This is a genomic window from Arenibacter sp. ARW7G5Y1, assembly GCF_003201775.1.
GTDB lineage: Bacteria > Bacteroidota > Bacteroidia > Flavobacteriales > Flavobacteriaceae > Arenibacter.
In genome coordinates this window covers 57,269-71,323 of sequence record NZ_QJJZ01000002.1, presented here as the reverse complement: position 1 = coordinate 71,323, position 14,055 = coordinate 57,269, and the positions used below count along the sequence as shown (strand labels likewise).

11 protein-coding genes are annotated in these 14,055 nt (G+C 41.0%); 2 read left to right on the top strand and 9 right to left on the bottom strand.

The genetic code is table 11. The features are described 5' to 3' along the window. Positions 1–97 precede the first annotated feature (97 nt). On the top strand, positions 98–1,678 hold the full coding sequence (locus tag C7972_RS03600) for a VCBS repeat-containing protein (protein ID WP_110354871.1): 1,581 nt from the start codon (positions 98–100) through the stop codon (positions 1,676–1,678). A gap of 17 nt (positions 1,679–1,695) precedes the next feature. On the opposite strand, the gene C7972_RS03595 is transcribed toward C7972_RS03600, so the two are convergent. The 7 genes from C7972_RS03595 to C7972_RS03565 all read right to left on the bottom strand — a co-directional run bounded on the left by C7972_RS03595 (position 1,696) and on the right by C7972_RS03565 (position 8,713). Continuing rightward, positions 1,696–2,679 carry an alpha/beta hydrolase gene (locus tag C7972_RS03595; RefSeq protein WP_110355139.1) on the bottom strand — a complete coding sequence of 328 codons (984 nt, stop codon included), beginning with the start codon at positions 2,677–2,679 and terminating at the stop codon, positions 1,696–1,698. 72 nt (positions 2,680–2,751) lie between these two features. Beyond that, complete coding sequence (locus tag C7972_RS03590) at positions 2,752–3,006, bottom strand: hypothetical protein (protein WP_110354870.1); 255 nt, start codon at positions 3,004–3,006, stop codon at positions 2,752–2,754. 56 nt (positions 3,007–3,062) lie between these two features. Beyond that, positions 3,063–4,310, bottom strand: coding sequence for a glycoside hydrolase family 105 protein (locus tag C7972_RS03585; RefSeq protein WP_110354869.1), 1,248 nt, complete (start codon positions 4,308–4,310; stop codon positions 3,063–3,065). A gap of 3 nt (positions 4,311–4,313) precedes the next feature. Continuing rightward, a complete protein-coding gene (locus C7972_RS03580) occupies positions 4,314–5,318 on the bottom strand; it encodes a DUF4861 family protein (protein ID WP_110354868.1) in 1,005 nt (334 codons plus the stop codon). Positions 5,319–5,345: 27 nt separating this feature from the next. After that, the gene (locus C7972_RS03575; RefSeq protein ID WP_110354867.1) at positions 5,346–6,776 is read right to left on the bottom strand and encodes a glycoside hydrolase family 28 protein; all 1,431 of its coding nucleotides are present in this window, start codon (positions 6,774–6,776) and stop codon (positions 5,346–5,348) included. A 216-nt stretch (positions 6,777–6,992) separates the two neighbouring features. Beyond that, entirely contained in the window at positions 6,993–7,700 is a 708-nt protein-coding gene (locus C7972_RS03570; RefSeq protein ID WP_110354866.1) for a LytTR family DNA-binding domain-containing protein, read from the bottom strand. After that, entirely contained in the window at positions 7,697–8,713 is a 1,017-nt protein-coding gene (locus C7972_RS03565) for a sensor histidine kinase (RefSeq protein WP_110354865.1), read from the bottom strand. Before C7972_RS03565 ends, C7972_RS03570 begins: the two co-directional genes overlap by 4 nt. Before the next feature lie 212 nt (positions 8,714–8,925). On the opposite strand from C7972_RS03565, the gene C7972_RS03560 reads away from it, so the two are divergent. Further along, positions 8,926–11,307: an outer membrane beta-barrel family protein gene (locus tag C7972_RS03560; RefSeq protein WP_110354864.1), complete on the top strand. Its 2,382-nt coding sequence runs from the start codon at positions 8,926–8,928 to the stop codon at positions 11,305–11,307. A gap of 146 nt (positions 11,308–11,453) precedes the next feature. Here C7972_RS03560 and C7972_RS03555 read toward each other — a convergent pair whose 3' ends face one another. Next, positions 11,454–12,494 carry a family 43 glycosylhydrolase gene (locus C7972_RS03555; protein WP_110354863.1) on the bottom strand — a complete coding sequence of 347 codons (1,041 nt, stop codon included), beginning with the start codon at positions 12,492–12,494 and terminating at the stop codon, positions 11,454–11,456. A 25-nt stretch (positions 12,495–12,519) separates the two neighbouring features. Then, complete coding sequence (locus tag C7972_RS03550) at positions 12,520–14,046, bottom strand: sulfatase (RefSeq protein ID WP_110354862.1); 1,527 nt, start codon at positions 14,044–14,046, stop codon at positions 12,520–12,522. Positions 14,047–14,055: the final 9 nt, after the last annotated feature.

Sequence of the window (14,055 nt, the reverse complement as noted above, 5' to 3'; positions counted from 1 at the left end):
CATTACAGAAGAACCTGTCCAAATTTTTGGAAAATCCTTTTATAAGTACCGAATTTGTTGCATTTTTATATGAAGAACATTATCACTGATACCTTCTATGCATAATACCTTATATATTTTCCTGGGCTGCCTTCAGGTTTTGATCGTTTCCTGCAAGGGAGAACCTGAAGCCAAATCCATTGAGGTTTCAAAAGATAAGGAAACAATCAATCTCTCAGGAGAAAGCTTGGCAAAGAACCATTGTGCCAGCTGCCATGTTTTTCCAAAACCGGAATTGTTGGATAAAAAAACTTGGCAATTAGGAGTGCTCCCCCAAATGGGCCATAGAATGGGAATATATGAAGATATGACCAGACAAAGCCTGATAGAATCCAATCCGGGAGGTCAGCTAGTTGAGCGGCAAAATATATTTCCCCCAAAGCCCATCCTATCAATAAAACAATGGAATCTGATTCAAAAATATTACATCGATAGTGCTCCGGATAGCCTAGTCATTCCGAACAAGAAAATACAAATGGGAATCAAGGGACTTAATGTGAAAGTACCCGAGTTTCATGTTTCCCCTCCAATGGTAACCGCAATTAAATATAACCCCGAACTCAATGAAGTATATGTAGCGGATACCAAAACAGAATATAGCGCCATAAATATATTGGATCATAATTTAAAATCCGTTAGTACCTTGGCTCTCCCTTCCCCTATTTCATATTTAGATTGTAAATCGGACACCATTATAGCTACATTGATGGGCGGGTTCATGCCCACCGACAACCCTTCTGGAAGTGTGGTAAAGATATTCAAAAGGCCAGGGGAAAAGGACTACCGAGGCTTTATGAGCATCTTAAAAAACTTACAAAGACCGGTCCACACCACTTTTACGGATTTAACGGGAGACCATTTAGAGGATATTATCGTTTGTGAATACGGCAATCACACTGGAAAACTCAGCCTTTTTATTAAACACCCCAACGGTGAATACTCCAGAAAAATATTATCCACGGACCCTGGAGCAGCCGCAGTGGTTATACGGGATCTAAACCAAGACGGCCGGCCCGATATTGTTGTTCTGATGTCCCAAGGCAACGAAAGAATTGATGTTCATTACAACCTGGGAGAAGGCAATTTCAAAGTCAGTACCTTATTAAAATTCCCTTCTTCATACGGTTCAGTGTCATTTTCATTGGTAGATTGGAACCTTGATGGCCATGAGGATATTATTTATGTTAATGGGGATAATGCCGATTTTTCAAGGTTTTTAAAACCCTATCACGGGCTCAGGATATACCTCAACGATGGCAAAAACAATTTTAACGAGGCCTTTTTTCAACATCAAAATGGTGCCTATAAGGCCATTAATCACGATTTTGACAATGATGGGGACCAAGACATTGCCATGATATCGTTCTTTCCCGATCTATTACGGAATCCTAAGGAAGGATTTATATACTTGGAAAACACTAGTTTTGGCGATTCCATTACATGCAATCTTCGCACTTTTGAACAAGCTTCTTCGGGAAGATGGCTCATCATGGAGCCTACGGATTTTGATCAAAACGGCTTTCCCGAATTGCTCCTAGGTTCCTTTACCGGTATGGCCATCAACGGCGACCCAAGAGGAGAATTGGCACAGCAATTTGCCCAAAAATCCCCAACCATAATGTTGTTGGATTTTGATTGATCCTTTAAAGGAATCCCTCATTTTCCAGGATCAAAGACCTTCTCCAAAAAACCAAGGGTGTAACCAAGCGTTGTCCCAAACCAAGGATGTAGTAACCAGAACGAATGGGGACTATCCAAAATGGTATGCACCTCACTATAAATGCCATGGTCGTTATAAAGGGCTACCAAATCATCCCTTCCGGCATGAAAACGGGGTTGTGCGCTATTGACAAATAGAATCGGGGGCGAATGTTGTCCTGCATAGCCCAAGGGGGAGGCTTCATTCCAATTTTTCCAATTTTCCGTTCTCGACCCACCAAGCCATATTCCGGCCGATTTTCCTTCCTCATGTGCCTCGGGATGTACAAAGGATACGATACCATCAATATTGATAATGGCCTGTACTTCATCTGAAAAGGACGTTTTATTACCATAAATGGGAGAATTAGGGGTAAGTCCTACAAGGGTAGCCAATTGGGCTCCGGCCGAAGTTCCCAAAATTGCAATCTTGGCAGGATCCAAATGATATTTTTTTGCGTTGGCACGCATCCATGCAATGGCCGTTTTTAGATCCAAAACACTGGCCGGATAGGGAGCTTCCGTACTCAAGGTATAGGATACCGTTATGGCAACATAGCCGTTTAGCGCCAAATGTTGTGCCAATACCCCCAAGTTTTCCTTGCTTCCCGTTATCCACCCCCCTCCATGAATCAAAAGAACGGCCGGAAAGACTTTGCCCTTCCCTGATTTGGGAAAATACATATCGGCCCTTAGTTTTTTAGTCCCATCCCCCTTATAAACTACATTCCTTTTTGATTTAATTTTATTGGACCGTAAAGATTTTATCGGTTTAACAAAAGGGTATTCGGCTTTCAGTTTTTTATAGGTGGAAGCAATGGTATAGGGTTCAACCTTATGAGGTTTTTGTTGGGCCCAGAGCGAAGAACCAAAAAATATAAGGGACACAAAAAAGGGCCAAAATCTTATTCCAATCAAAATTCTGTCTACTTTAAAATTCATGGCAATTGTTGATTCAGGCAGCTTATAAGCACTAATTAAAATGGTATTATCCCAATTCAACTATATCCATATTTAAAAATAAGGAACAATACCCAAAAGCATGGGCCGAATAATGGGTATGGCCCCACTTTCTTTGATTTCTGCAACCATTGTTCCAAGATACCAACCGTAACTATGAACAACTACATGCCTATCCGAAAGTGAGCGGTCTATTTCCTCCCCAATTCCCCTTATGCCAACCCTGATCCCAGGGTCATAATTTGATGGGCCATCGTGGTTATAACCAAATTGTATTAAAACATTTTGGTCCTTTTTTATTTTACACATACGGGGGTTCCTAAGAACTTTATCCTCAGAAGTACCCCCGTTATTTCCTTATCAGTTTATTTATTCAATTCTAAACTGGCCAATATAAACGGACCGGTTCCCTTTGGGTCGTTGGAGCGAATAATTTCATTTACATAATATTCATAGGATCCATCCCTGTATGGGTCGCCTCCCAAACCGGCCACTCCACATACTTTATTGAGGTTTACAACACCGTTATCCTCAATAGATATTAAATTCTCCAATATTCCCGAGTATGCCTTTTCCGCAATACCCAAGTACTTTTCCGGCAAATATCCCTTATGGGCACCCTTGGCAAAGGTATAGGTGAACATTGAGCTACCGGAAGCCTCCAAGTAATTGCCCTCCCGATCGCCCTGATCCAATACTTGATACCACAATCCTGAGGTATCCTGATACTTTGTTACGGCTTCGGCAAATTGATTTAGGTAGGTAATAATTCTTTCACGTCCTGGGTGATCCTTTGGTAAGAAGTCCAAAACATCTACCAGTGCCATGCCATACCAACCCATGGCCCTGGACCAAAAATGAGGTGAGGTTCCAGTTTTCTTATCTGCCCATTTTTGTTCCCTACTTTCATCCCATCCATGGTACAAAAGACCCGTTTTTTCATCATGGCAATGCTTTTGGATCAAATCGAACTGTAGTAAAATGTCATCATAGATTTTTTTTGCCTCCTCCCCATCTTTTTCGAATAATTTAGTGTAGTGGGCATGAAAAGGTTCTGCCATATACAAGCCGTCCAACCACATTTGATAGGGATAACGCTTCTTGTGCCAAAAACCTCCATCCGATGTTCTGGGCTGGGAATCCATTTGGCTACTTAAAATCTGCATGGCCTTTAAAAACCTTTCTTCCTTGGTTTTATCATATAGGTACAATAAAACATCCCCAGACTTTATCATATCTAGATTCTGGTCTTCCAAAGAATACGTTTTTATGGTTCCGGTACTGTCAATTAGATCATTGGCGTAAGCATAGATATAATCGTAATATTCTTGCTTCTTGGTTTCCCCATACACTTTTATGGCGGCAGATAGCACCAGTCCATTAGTATAGCTCCATCTTGGCTTATCTACAAAATCCAGTTTGGTTGGATCCGGAAAACGCTCAATTTCTGACATCAGCATTCTTTCGGACCACTTAAGGTTTTCAGGAACAATTATCGAGGCAGTAGTGTCCTCTGTTACTTGTTTGGATTCCCCTTTGGTCTCCTTACACGAAGTAACAGATAAACCAATAGTCAATACACAAATAGAAATGTAAGTTCTTAAATTTTTCATGCTTTATAAGTTTAGTGAATTAGTAGTGTTTAGCCTTTCCAATTTTTTGTCCAAATCCAAAATGAAAGATGCCTCATCTTTAATGCCATTGGGTTCTTGTTCCCATGCCCCAAGCAAATAGTAGGCGATTTTATCTGTGGTTGGTTTAAATACAACAAGATGATCATTGATTCCCTCTTTCTGTTCGGCAACTTGATCGATCCTATAAAAAATAGCCATCCCCAATTTATCGGTGTCATTCACTAATGTCTGGGCACCATATGTTGCTATATACCCCCACTTTATCCCTTCTTTTTTCTTTAGGGCAATATCCTGGAATTTCACTATCCCAGTACAAATACCTGAAATGGCTTTGGACGGGGTCAATGTTGCAAGTGTGTACCTGTCTTCCTTAAAAATGGACAATGTGGCATCCAAATCAATACTTTCATTACCCGTTTCCCAACCCTTGTAGTCAATATACACCGTAGAGTTACTCTCCGTATTTTCAATTTGTACAGAAGTATTGTCCACATTTCTAAAATGGGCCACCGTGTCATTTACCAATCTACCATAACCGCCTATACCCATGGATTTTCCGGCCTTCAAAATATCCTGTCCCCAATCTGCGGGCTCGTGATAGGAATCGAAACCATCTTGCCCTACATAGGGCAAGACCAAAGAATCTACCTTCTTGCCATAAATGTCTATGGCGTTCCTCCAATCCAAATATAGCCTATAACCAATTTGATTGTTTTCCCATCCCGGGCCCTCGTAACGAATAAAAAAAGAATGGTCAGTGTGATTTTTAGGAACCTCCAATTCTTGAACATTTCTAAAACCATCTCCACCCACATACTTTCTGCCCATCCATTCCCCGCCCTCCTTTATGGATATTTCGGCATAGGTTTTAAGCGGTGTATCGGCTACGACATTACTAGCATGGGTCATGGCTTCATTTTTGGCGGATTTATCCTTACAGGCCAATAAACCTAAAAGGGCAAAACTTAGTACAGCTATTTTTTTCATAATTTATTCGTTGTGGTTATTTATAGATTAATACGCTACTCCATTTATGGTAGTATTCTTGAATATAATAGGTTGCGAATTTTCAACAGATAATGGAGTTTTAGCTCCCTTTATGTTCACATTGGTCAAGGTTACGTTTTCAACTGGGCTTTCGGCCCTTCCTTTTATCAATATTCCATATTCCCCACCGTTTTCCACCTCAACATCCTCTAAATGTATATTCTTGATGGTAGGAATAAAACTCCCTTCTTGATTGTCATAAATTGCATAGTAGGTATTAATTTTTAATACCGCCTCTTTTACCTGCCCTACTTGGATATTTTTAACAAACACATTTTCAACAAAACCTCCCCTTAGCGTATTGGTTTTTATGCGAATAGCCCTATCAAGGTTTGGGCTATCCATATTGCAGTTTCTCACGTACACATTCCTTACCCCTGCGGAAATTTCGCTGCCCATGACCACACCCCCATGACCATCTTTCATTACACAGTTTTCTATAACAATATTCTCGCTTGGAATATTTACCCTTCTTCCTTCATCGTTTCTACCGGATTTGATTGCAATACAATCATCCCCTGTATCGAAAACACAATTGGTAATGTGCACATTTTTGGAATACTCAGGGTCACATCCATCATTGTTTGGGCCATGGCTTTTCACCGTTACACCATCAACCGTAACATTGTTGCATTTTATGGGATGCAAAACCCAAAATGGGGCATTGGTGAAGGTTACGCCTTTAACTAGGATGTCTTCACACTCAAAAGGTTGAAAGAAGCTAGGGCGTAATTGGTAACCTTCCCCAAACAAACGTTCTGAAACCGGCGTTGCTTCTTCATTCATTTTACGCAGTCTTGGCAAGTTATGCCCATCCTTTTGTTGCGGTTCCCCATCCATATGCCCATATCTTTCCGCTCCACACCATGGCCACCAATTAGTATTGCTTGCCTGTCCATTAAAAACTCCCTTCCCGGTTACAGCGATATTCTTTTGTTTATAGGCGTAAATCAACGGTGAATAATTCATGATCTCCACCCCTTCGTAAGAGGTATGTACAACGGGTAAATACGCTTTGGAATCCTTACTAAACAAAACTACGGCACCTTCCTCCAAGTGCAGGTTCACATTACTTTTCAAGTGAATTGGCCCGGTTAAAAAACTTCCTTCCGGTACAATCACCTTACCTCCGCCTTCTTTATTACAACTCTCAATGGCCAATTTAAAGGCCTGGGTATTATCTGTACCGCCATCTGCTACGGCACCAAAATCGACAATATTAAAATCCCTATCAGGAAATTGAGGCACTACTATATCCTTAATTATCCTATCGGCAGCGGCAAATGCATCCACAACCTCCTTTTGCTCTTTTGGTGCCTCCTTACAGGCAGTGGCAACAGAACCTAAAAACAGAATAATGAGTGATGTATTTAGAAAAAAGCGAAGGCTGACATTCATAACATTAAGATTTATGCAATCGATTGTACTAATATAATAAAGTTCTGGCTTTCAACATAATTTATATATCAAATTTAACTTGTCCTACAGTTTAGAAATTGGGCCCATTGAAATCCCATGTCTTAAATACACCTTGTACCGAGCGCAGTTTATCCATAGGGAAGACTAGGAGAATATTCTATCTACCGTATAATTTGTTTAAGGACAGGTTCCCAATTATTTAAGGTATTTTTCTACAAACCCTTCCTTAAAGGCACGACCTATTGGGACATGGATTTCTTTGTCGAAAAGAATGCGCTTGCCCGATACCTTCACAATTTGTAGGGTATTTACAATATAGGATTTGTGTACCTGTGCAAATTGGTCCAAGGGTAGGGTCTGCAACCAATACCTTAAGGAGTGTGAGGTGAGATGTTTTTTATCAGCCGTGTAAATTTCGGTATAGTCTGCCTCTGATTGGATATAAAAGATATCTGCAAGGGCAATTTTAAGATGTTCGTAGCCCGACTTTATAAAAATCACCTCTGGAACTGTCTTTCTTTCCAGCCCCTTTTCTATGGAAGGCCTTTGGAAGTTAGGAACCGGGATTTTGGAAACGGCCATTACAAATCTTTCAAACGAAAATGGCTTTAATAAATAATCCAGCACATGATATTCATAACTTTCCAATGCGTATTCCGAAAAGGCAGTTGTTAAAATAACATGGGGTTTCCTGTTCAGGGCCCTAAGAAAGTCCATCCCAGAAATCTTGGGTAAATGGATATCCAAAAATATAAGATCTACCTCTTCGGCCTTTAAGTAATCCATGGCTTTGAGGGCATCCGCAAAAGTAGCCATGAGCTCCAAACTCTTCATTTCACCTATGTACTTTTGAAGTACACGCTGTGCTGGCGGTTGGTCCTCTATAATGATACAACGAATCATGTGTTGTCCTTTTTAAGGTCAATGCCCAACTTAACCGAATAGGTGGTATCTGTTTCATCAATTGATAAACTATGGGCAGCGGGATAAATAAGCCGAAGGCGCTTTTTCACGTTTTGTAGACCAATACCATGGGAGAGGTCATCCGTATTGGTTTCGCGCCTAAAAGAATTGGTGCATTCAAAATGTAAAAGGCCATTTTCAGATACTTTGATATCCACACTAATAAAAATATCCTCAGATTGGCTAGCGGTACTATGCTTAAAGGCATTTTCCACGAATACGGTCAATATTAGTGGTGCAATGTGGTATCCTGACCCTGTAATATCTGTATTAAAATCAACAACGCCCCGATTTTCTATTTGCAGTTCACTTAATTGGGTATAGTTTCTCAAATGTTCTATTTCTTTGGATAGGAGTACATACCTTTCCTTGCAATCGTATAACATATAACGCAATACCGAGGATAGTTCCAAAATAATGGTAGGTGTCTTTGGGGAGTTGTCAATGGCATAAGAATAAAGATTGTTAAGGTTGTTAAACAAGAAATGGGGATTGATCTGCGATTTTAAAAATTGAAGTTCATTTTCCTGCGCCGACATTTTTAACTTTTCCACTTCACTTTGGGAACTTATCGCATCCCAAGCAAATTTAAACCCCGACAAAATTGCAATTACCGGCAACACATCAAAGATGGCATAATAAATCCCAGGTACAATTATGGCTTTTTTTGTTCCTGGATAAAAAACCAGTTCCAAAAGCTCCTCGGCCCAAATAAGTCCAAACAATACCAAAACCACCAATCCTAAAAACTGCCAATATTTTTTTCGGTATAAAAATCTAGGCATTAGAAAGTAGGTAATAAAAGCGGCAAAAATAGTATAGGCCAAAAAGAAAACCAGTTGGGCAAATGTAATCCCCGGATTGTTCTTATCAAAGGAATAGAAAAGCAACACCAAGATATGGAGTACGACTTGAAAGAACAATTCCTTTCTGGATATCCTTGCTTTTTTCATACTTCAAATCTAAGCTATTGCCCCCGTTTCAAAAAATAGTGCTACGCCAACGGCAAAATTAAACCCCTAAACAGCGCATGCCCTTCATGAAAACTACTAACTGCTGTTTAATGGAATACTTTTGTCGTTCACAGAAAATACCCCACCCTTCTCAATAAAAAAATGAATCTTTGCAATTGTTACAATCCATTTTTAATCTATTAAAGCAAGTCATGAAAAAAATATTGGTGCAAATGTTAATTGCTGGTTCTTTAATGCTCTGTTGTCCTGTTGCCTTGGCGCAACAAGGCACGGTAACCATTAAGGGAACTGTAGTGGAGGAATCCAATGGACAGCCCATTGCCTATGCCACGGTTATGGTCGGCGATAACGAAACCAAAAAGCCCATAAATGGAACTACCACTAAGGATGATGGCAGTTTTAGCTTGGAAACGGATGCTTCCGAATACTATATAGAAGTAAGTTTTTTAGGATTCAGGACCAAAACATTTGGACCACCACCAACCCAGGGGAAAACGATAGATTTAGGGAATGTGGCCCTTTCGGAGGACGCAGAACAATTACAGGAAGTAGTGGTACAGGGCGAAGTTTCACGTACCGAATTTAAATTGGACAAACGTGTATTCAACGTCGGCAAAGATCTTAGTACTACCGGTGCAAGTGCCTTGGAAGTTTTAAACAATGTACCTTCCGTTAATGTCAACATAGAGGGGCGTATTAGTCTTAGAGGGAGTCAGGGAGTGCAGATTCTCATTAATGGTAAGCCGTCCATCATTGCAAGTGATGAAGGCAATGCCTTGGGAACCATTACGGCAGACATGATTGAGAAGGTGGAGGTAATGACCAATCCCTCCGCCAAATATGAGGCCGAAGGAACATCTGGAATTATCAATATTGTTCTAAAAAAGGAAGAACGAAAAGGCCTTAATGGTTCCATTTCAGTGAATACCGGAGCCCCGGATAGCCATAGTGTGGGCGTAAGCTTAAATAGGCGTACAGAGAATTTCAACCTGTTCACCCAACTAGGGGTAGGTCTTCGGGATATGCCCAACGATCTTGAAACCCGTAACGTAGATTTGGAAAACAACACCACTATTCTTAGTAATGGTACCGAATACCGCAATGAAACCTATTACAATTTTGTCCTGGGAACAGACTATCATATCAACGATAATAACGTATTGACTCTCTCAGGCAACTTTGCCATGGAAATAGAGGAACAACCCTCCAACACCAGTTTCGTAGCTCTGGACTCCAACAATGCCGTCAGCTCGGAATGGGAACGCACCGAAGTTACTGATGCAAAAAATCCCAAATTCCAGTACGAACTACAGTATAAAAAAGACTTTGAAAACCATGAGGACCATACCCTGCTCTTTAGTGGTTTGGGAAATTTCTTTGGGAAGGACCAATCCTCCGAATTCTTAAATACCACTATTACTGGGGATGACAATGATAGTAGACAACAGACTAGAACCGATTTTAAAGAAGCTATATTTACTTTTAAACTGGATTATACCAATCCCATTACAGAGGAATGGACTATAGAGACAGGGGGCCAATATGTCCTGAACGACGTTAGCAATGATTACGAGGTAAATAATTTCGCGGACGGCGCCTTTGTAAACGACCCTGGTTTGACCAATGTTTTTGAATTTGACCAAAAAGTTCTTGGCCTATACGGCACTGGATCCTACGAAGGAAAAAAATGGGGCATAAAAGGAGGCCTGCGCTTGGAACAGACCGATCAGAATACATTTCTTGTCACTACAAGCTCGGCCAACGGTCAAAATTATGGCAACTTTTTCCCCAGCCTTCATAGTTCCTATAAATTTAGCGACAAGATATCCCTCCAAGCAGGCTACTCCAAACGGATTTACAGGCCCAGAATGTGGGATTTGAATCCTTTTTTCAATATCAGAAACAATTATAGTGTACGCCAAGGTAACCCTGAATTACAGCCAGAATTTACCGATTCCTATGAGATTACCAGTATATATATTTTAGGCGTTGCCAGTATTAATTTTGGGGTTTATCATCGATATACCACAGACGTTATAGAACGTATTACTACCTTCGAAAACAATGTAAGCACCTATAGACCCGAAAATATTGGAGTAAACAAAGCCACCGGTATAGAGTTCAACGCCAAATACAGTCCGGCCAAATGGCTTACCTTGAACGGGGACTTTAATTACAATCAATTTAAAAGGAATGGCATCTTCGAGACCACTGTTTTCGATTTTAGCAATGATCAATGGACTTCCAAATTAATGACAAAGGTTAAACTTCCATCCGATTTCGATGTGGAAATGACCGGCAACTATCAGTCCAGTTACCAAACTGTACAAAGTGATGTTAGCGATAATCTCTATATGGATTTAGGGTTACGAAAAAACATTATGAAAGGCAAGGCCGTCCTCAATTTAAGCGTCAGGGACCTGTTTGCCTCCAGAGTGGACGAGAGCCAAATTGCCCAGGCCAATTACGAGGTTTACAATCGCCGTCAAAGAGGCACATTTGTAGCCCTAGGCTTTAGCTATGGCTTTGGAAAGGGAGAGGCCATGCAATATTCCGGGCAGCGTAGAAGGTAAACTAAGCCCTCTTACGGGCTAACAAAAAAATCCAACCTAGTTGCATAGGTTGGATTTTTTTGTTTTGATCGTCAGGAACTAATTTGGAATAATGCCACAGTTGCCAATGAGCACTAACCAATTTTTTAGTGGGAGCCCTATCCCTATTACTCCATTTCGAAACGCTCTAGGTAGACGACTCCTTTTTTGCCCTTAAGGGAAATACCCCATCCCGGAATTTCCATGGCTTGGTTCCCATCCTCCAAATGTGGACGATAAAGGCCTGGAGCTATTGGAATTTTCTTTAGATTTTCTTCCCTTGGGGAAAAATTTAATCCGTCCTTGGCCCAATGTATGGTTTTACTAATTGATGCCAGGGATGCAATTCCCCCATTATGGTTCCAGATCAATACTTCATGTCCCTTATCAATTAAGGGGTTTAGGTGCTTTTTAAAAGGTCCCTCGGGTTGGTCGGCTATGGCGACTCCCATTTTTGTGAGTCCAGGCCCCTTTTTTCCATGAACAATGGATCGACCCTTGTAATACAACCAAATCTTACTATCCTTTACCAATAAAGCGGCATCATCAATGCGGTAGCTATCAAAATCCTCGGGCACCTCACTAATTTCCAATATAGGGTTATTCTGGACCCTTACAAAGGGGCCTTCCGGACTATCGGCAACTGCCAACCCTATAGCCGTAATATCGGTTTCCGAATTGTTCTCGAATTCTTTTTTGGCATTGCCGGGAGTGGGCTTAACCCCTGTATAATACAAATAGTATTTCCCTTTATATGCCAAAATATTAGGAGTAAATACAGAGTGACTGTCAAATTCACCCTGCTGACCAACATCCAAGGCCATGCCCTGCTCCTCCCAGGTATGTCCATCATCTTTTGAGGTAGCATACCATATGGTTGCCCAATACCCTGCCGTTGTTGGACTATCCATTCGAGAATACCACACATAATAAGTGTCGCCCACCTTGATGATGTCGCTATTGTCCCGTCTGTTGTAAAGACTATCTATACCAATGCCCGGAATCTCCTGATAGGTAAATGTGGTAGTCGCCCCTTGCGATTGACTTACAACTTCTTCTACTTCTTTTGGTTTCTCCTCGTTTTTGGGCTTACAACTAGCCAAAAAAAGTATTACCATCGCCGTACAAATATAGAATACGGACAGATTGCCTTTAATTGATCTTTGCATAACTTTTTTTGTTTTTAATTTTTCCTTAAAATGGTAGTACCGACGCTGCTGGAAGCGGTACTTTATTGTTTTTTCGCCAAGTTATGAGTTCATTCAATAATTGGGAAACTATTTCCGGATTTTCATCAACTAAATTATTCGCTTCCTTTAAATCTTTTTCCAAGTTGTACAATTCTACCCTACCATCGTTTAAATACTGGATCAGCTTCCATTTCTCCTTTCTAATTATGGAACAGGGCAGATTTTTATAGGTACTTGCCACATGCCAAAATAGTGCCCGCTCTTTCAACGCTGTGTTTTTCAACAAGGGTAGCAAACTTTCCCCATCAAGTTTTCCGTCATAATCCTTCACCTGGGCCAACTCTAAAAATGTGGGAAAATAGTCCATTCCGCAAATGGGGGTTTCCGAAACCCCAGGGGCAACATGACCTTTCCAATTTACAAAAGCAGGTACCCGTAGGCCGCCTTCATAAATAGTTCCCTTGGCCCCCCGCAAGGTATTTGTGCCGCTTTGCAAACCGTTAAATCCGTTATCGGAAGTGAATATCACTATTGTATTTTCCCTCAACCCCTCCTGATCCAAATAATCAAAAATGCGCTTCACATTTTCATCTATGGAGGCAATCATGGTGGCGTAGCCGGCAATTTCTTCACGGTTATTTTCTCCTTGACCTGTTATGGAATCAGCCGCTTTGCCCATAAATTTCTGAAACGAATCCTTGTCTCTAGGCACTGTAGGACGATGTGGTGCATAATAGTGAAGGTTTACAAAAAACGGTTCCTTTTTATTGCGCTTTATAAAATGGATGGCCTCATCGGTCAACCTGTCCGTCAACCATTCATCATCTTCCTTATCCTCAATAAAAGGATTTTTGAAAGGGGCTTTATAACCTCCACTTCCGGATTGGTAGCCTTCCGTATACCCGCGGGCAGGATCACCCCACCAGGTGCCTCCTACATTCTCATGAAACCCCTTTCCCAAAGGATAATATTTTTGAATATCGATGGATAAGTGGTCTGCCAACCAATCCAAGTTTCCGTTAGCAGGTTGCTTTAAGGGTTTTTCAAATGGATAAGCCGTTTCCTCTACTGGATTGGGACCTACCACATGCCATTTTCCCAAATGGATGGATTGGTAACCTACATTTTTTAAGGGCTCTGCATACATGGTATGTTCCAGGCCAACCGTCCAACGCGAAAATATATTGTGTTGGTTATCCCCTTTTTCCAATACAGGCACATTATAGATTCCTGTTCTAAAAGACTGTTTCCCCGTTAACAAAGCCGCTCTTGATGGGGAGCAGGTTGGGTACATATAGGCATTGTTAAAAACAAGGCTTTCCCCGGCCAACTTATCCAGGTTGGGGGTTTCAAACCATTTGCTTCCCATAAAGCCCACATCTTGCCAACCCAGGTCATCTGCCATAATAAAGATGAAATTAGGCCTGATTTCCCTATCAGTTTTGACTTTGGATGTACATGATATCGTTAGTAAACCGGAGAACAAAACACTGGCAAGACACCTTATAATAGTCGATTGTTTTTTAATCATACTTCAAAA

Coding starts and splice junctions, on each gene's coding strand:
- C7972_RS03600 (WP_110354871.1), top strand. CDS start 98: ATGCATAATACCTTATATATTTTCCTGGGCTGCCTTCAGGTTTTGATC.
- C7972_RS03595 (WP_110355139.1), bottom strand. CDS start 2,679: ATGAATTTTAAAGTAGACAGAATTTTGATTGGAATAAGATTTTGGCCC.
- C7972_RS03590 (WP_110354870.1), bottom strand. CDS start 3,006: ATGTGTAAAATAAAAAAGGACCAAAATGTTTTAATACAATTTGGTTAT.
- C7972_RS03585 (WP_110354869.1), bottom strand. CDS start 4,310: ATGAAAAATTTAAGAACTTACATTTCTATTTGTGTATTGACTATTGGT.
- C7972_RS03580 (WP_110354868.1), bottom strand. CDS start 5,318: ATGAAAAAAATAGCTGTACTAAGTTTTGCCCTTTTAGGTTTATTGGCC.
- C7972_RS03575 (WP_110354867.1), bottom strand. CDS start 6,776: ATGAATGTCAGCCTTCGCTTTTTTCTAAATACATCACTCATTATTCTG.
- C7972_RS03570 (WP_110354866.1), bottom strand. CDS start 7,700: ATGATTCGTTGTATCATTATAGAGGACCAACCGCCAGCACAGCGTGTA.
- C7972_RS03565 (WP_110354865.1), bottom strand. CDS start 8,713: ATGAAAAAAGCAAGGATATCCAGAAAGGAATTGTTCTTTCAAGTCGTA.
- C7972_RS03560 (WP_110354864.1), top strand. CDS start 8,926: ATGAAAAAAATATTGGTGCAAATGTTAATTGCTGGTTCTTTAATGCTC.
- C7972_RS03555 (WP_110354863.1), bottom strand. CDS start 12,494: ATGCAAAGATCAATTAAAGGCAATCTGTCCGTATTCTATATTTGTACG.
- C7972_RS03550 (WP_110354862.1), bottom strand. CDS start 14,046: ATGATTAAAAAACAATCGACTATTATAAGGTGTCTTGCCAGTGTTTTG.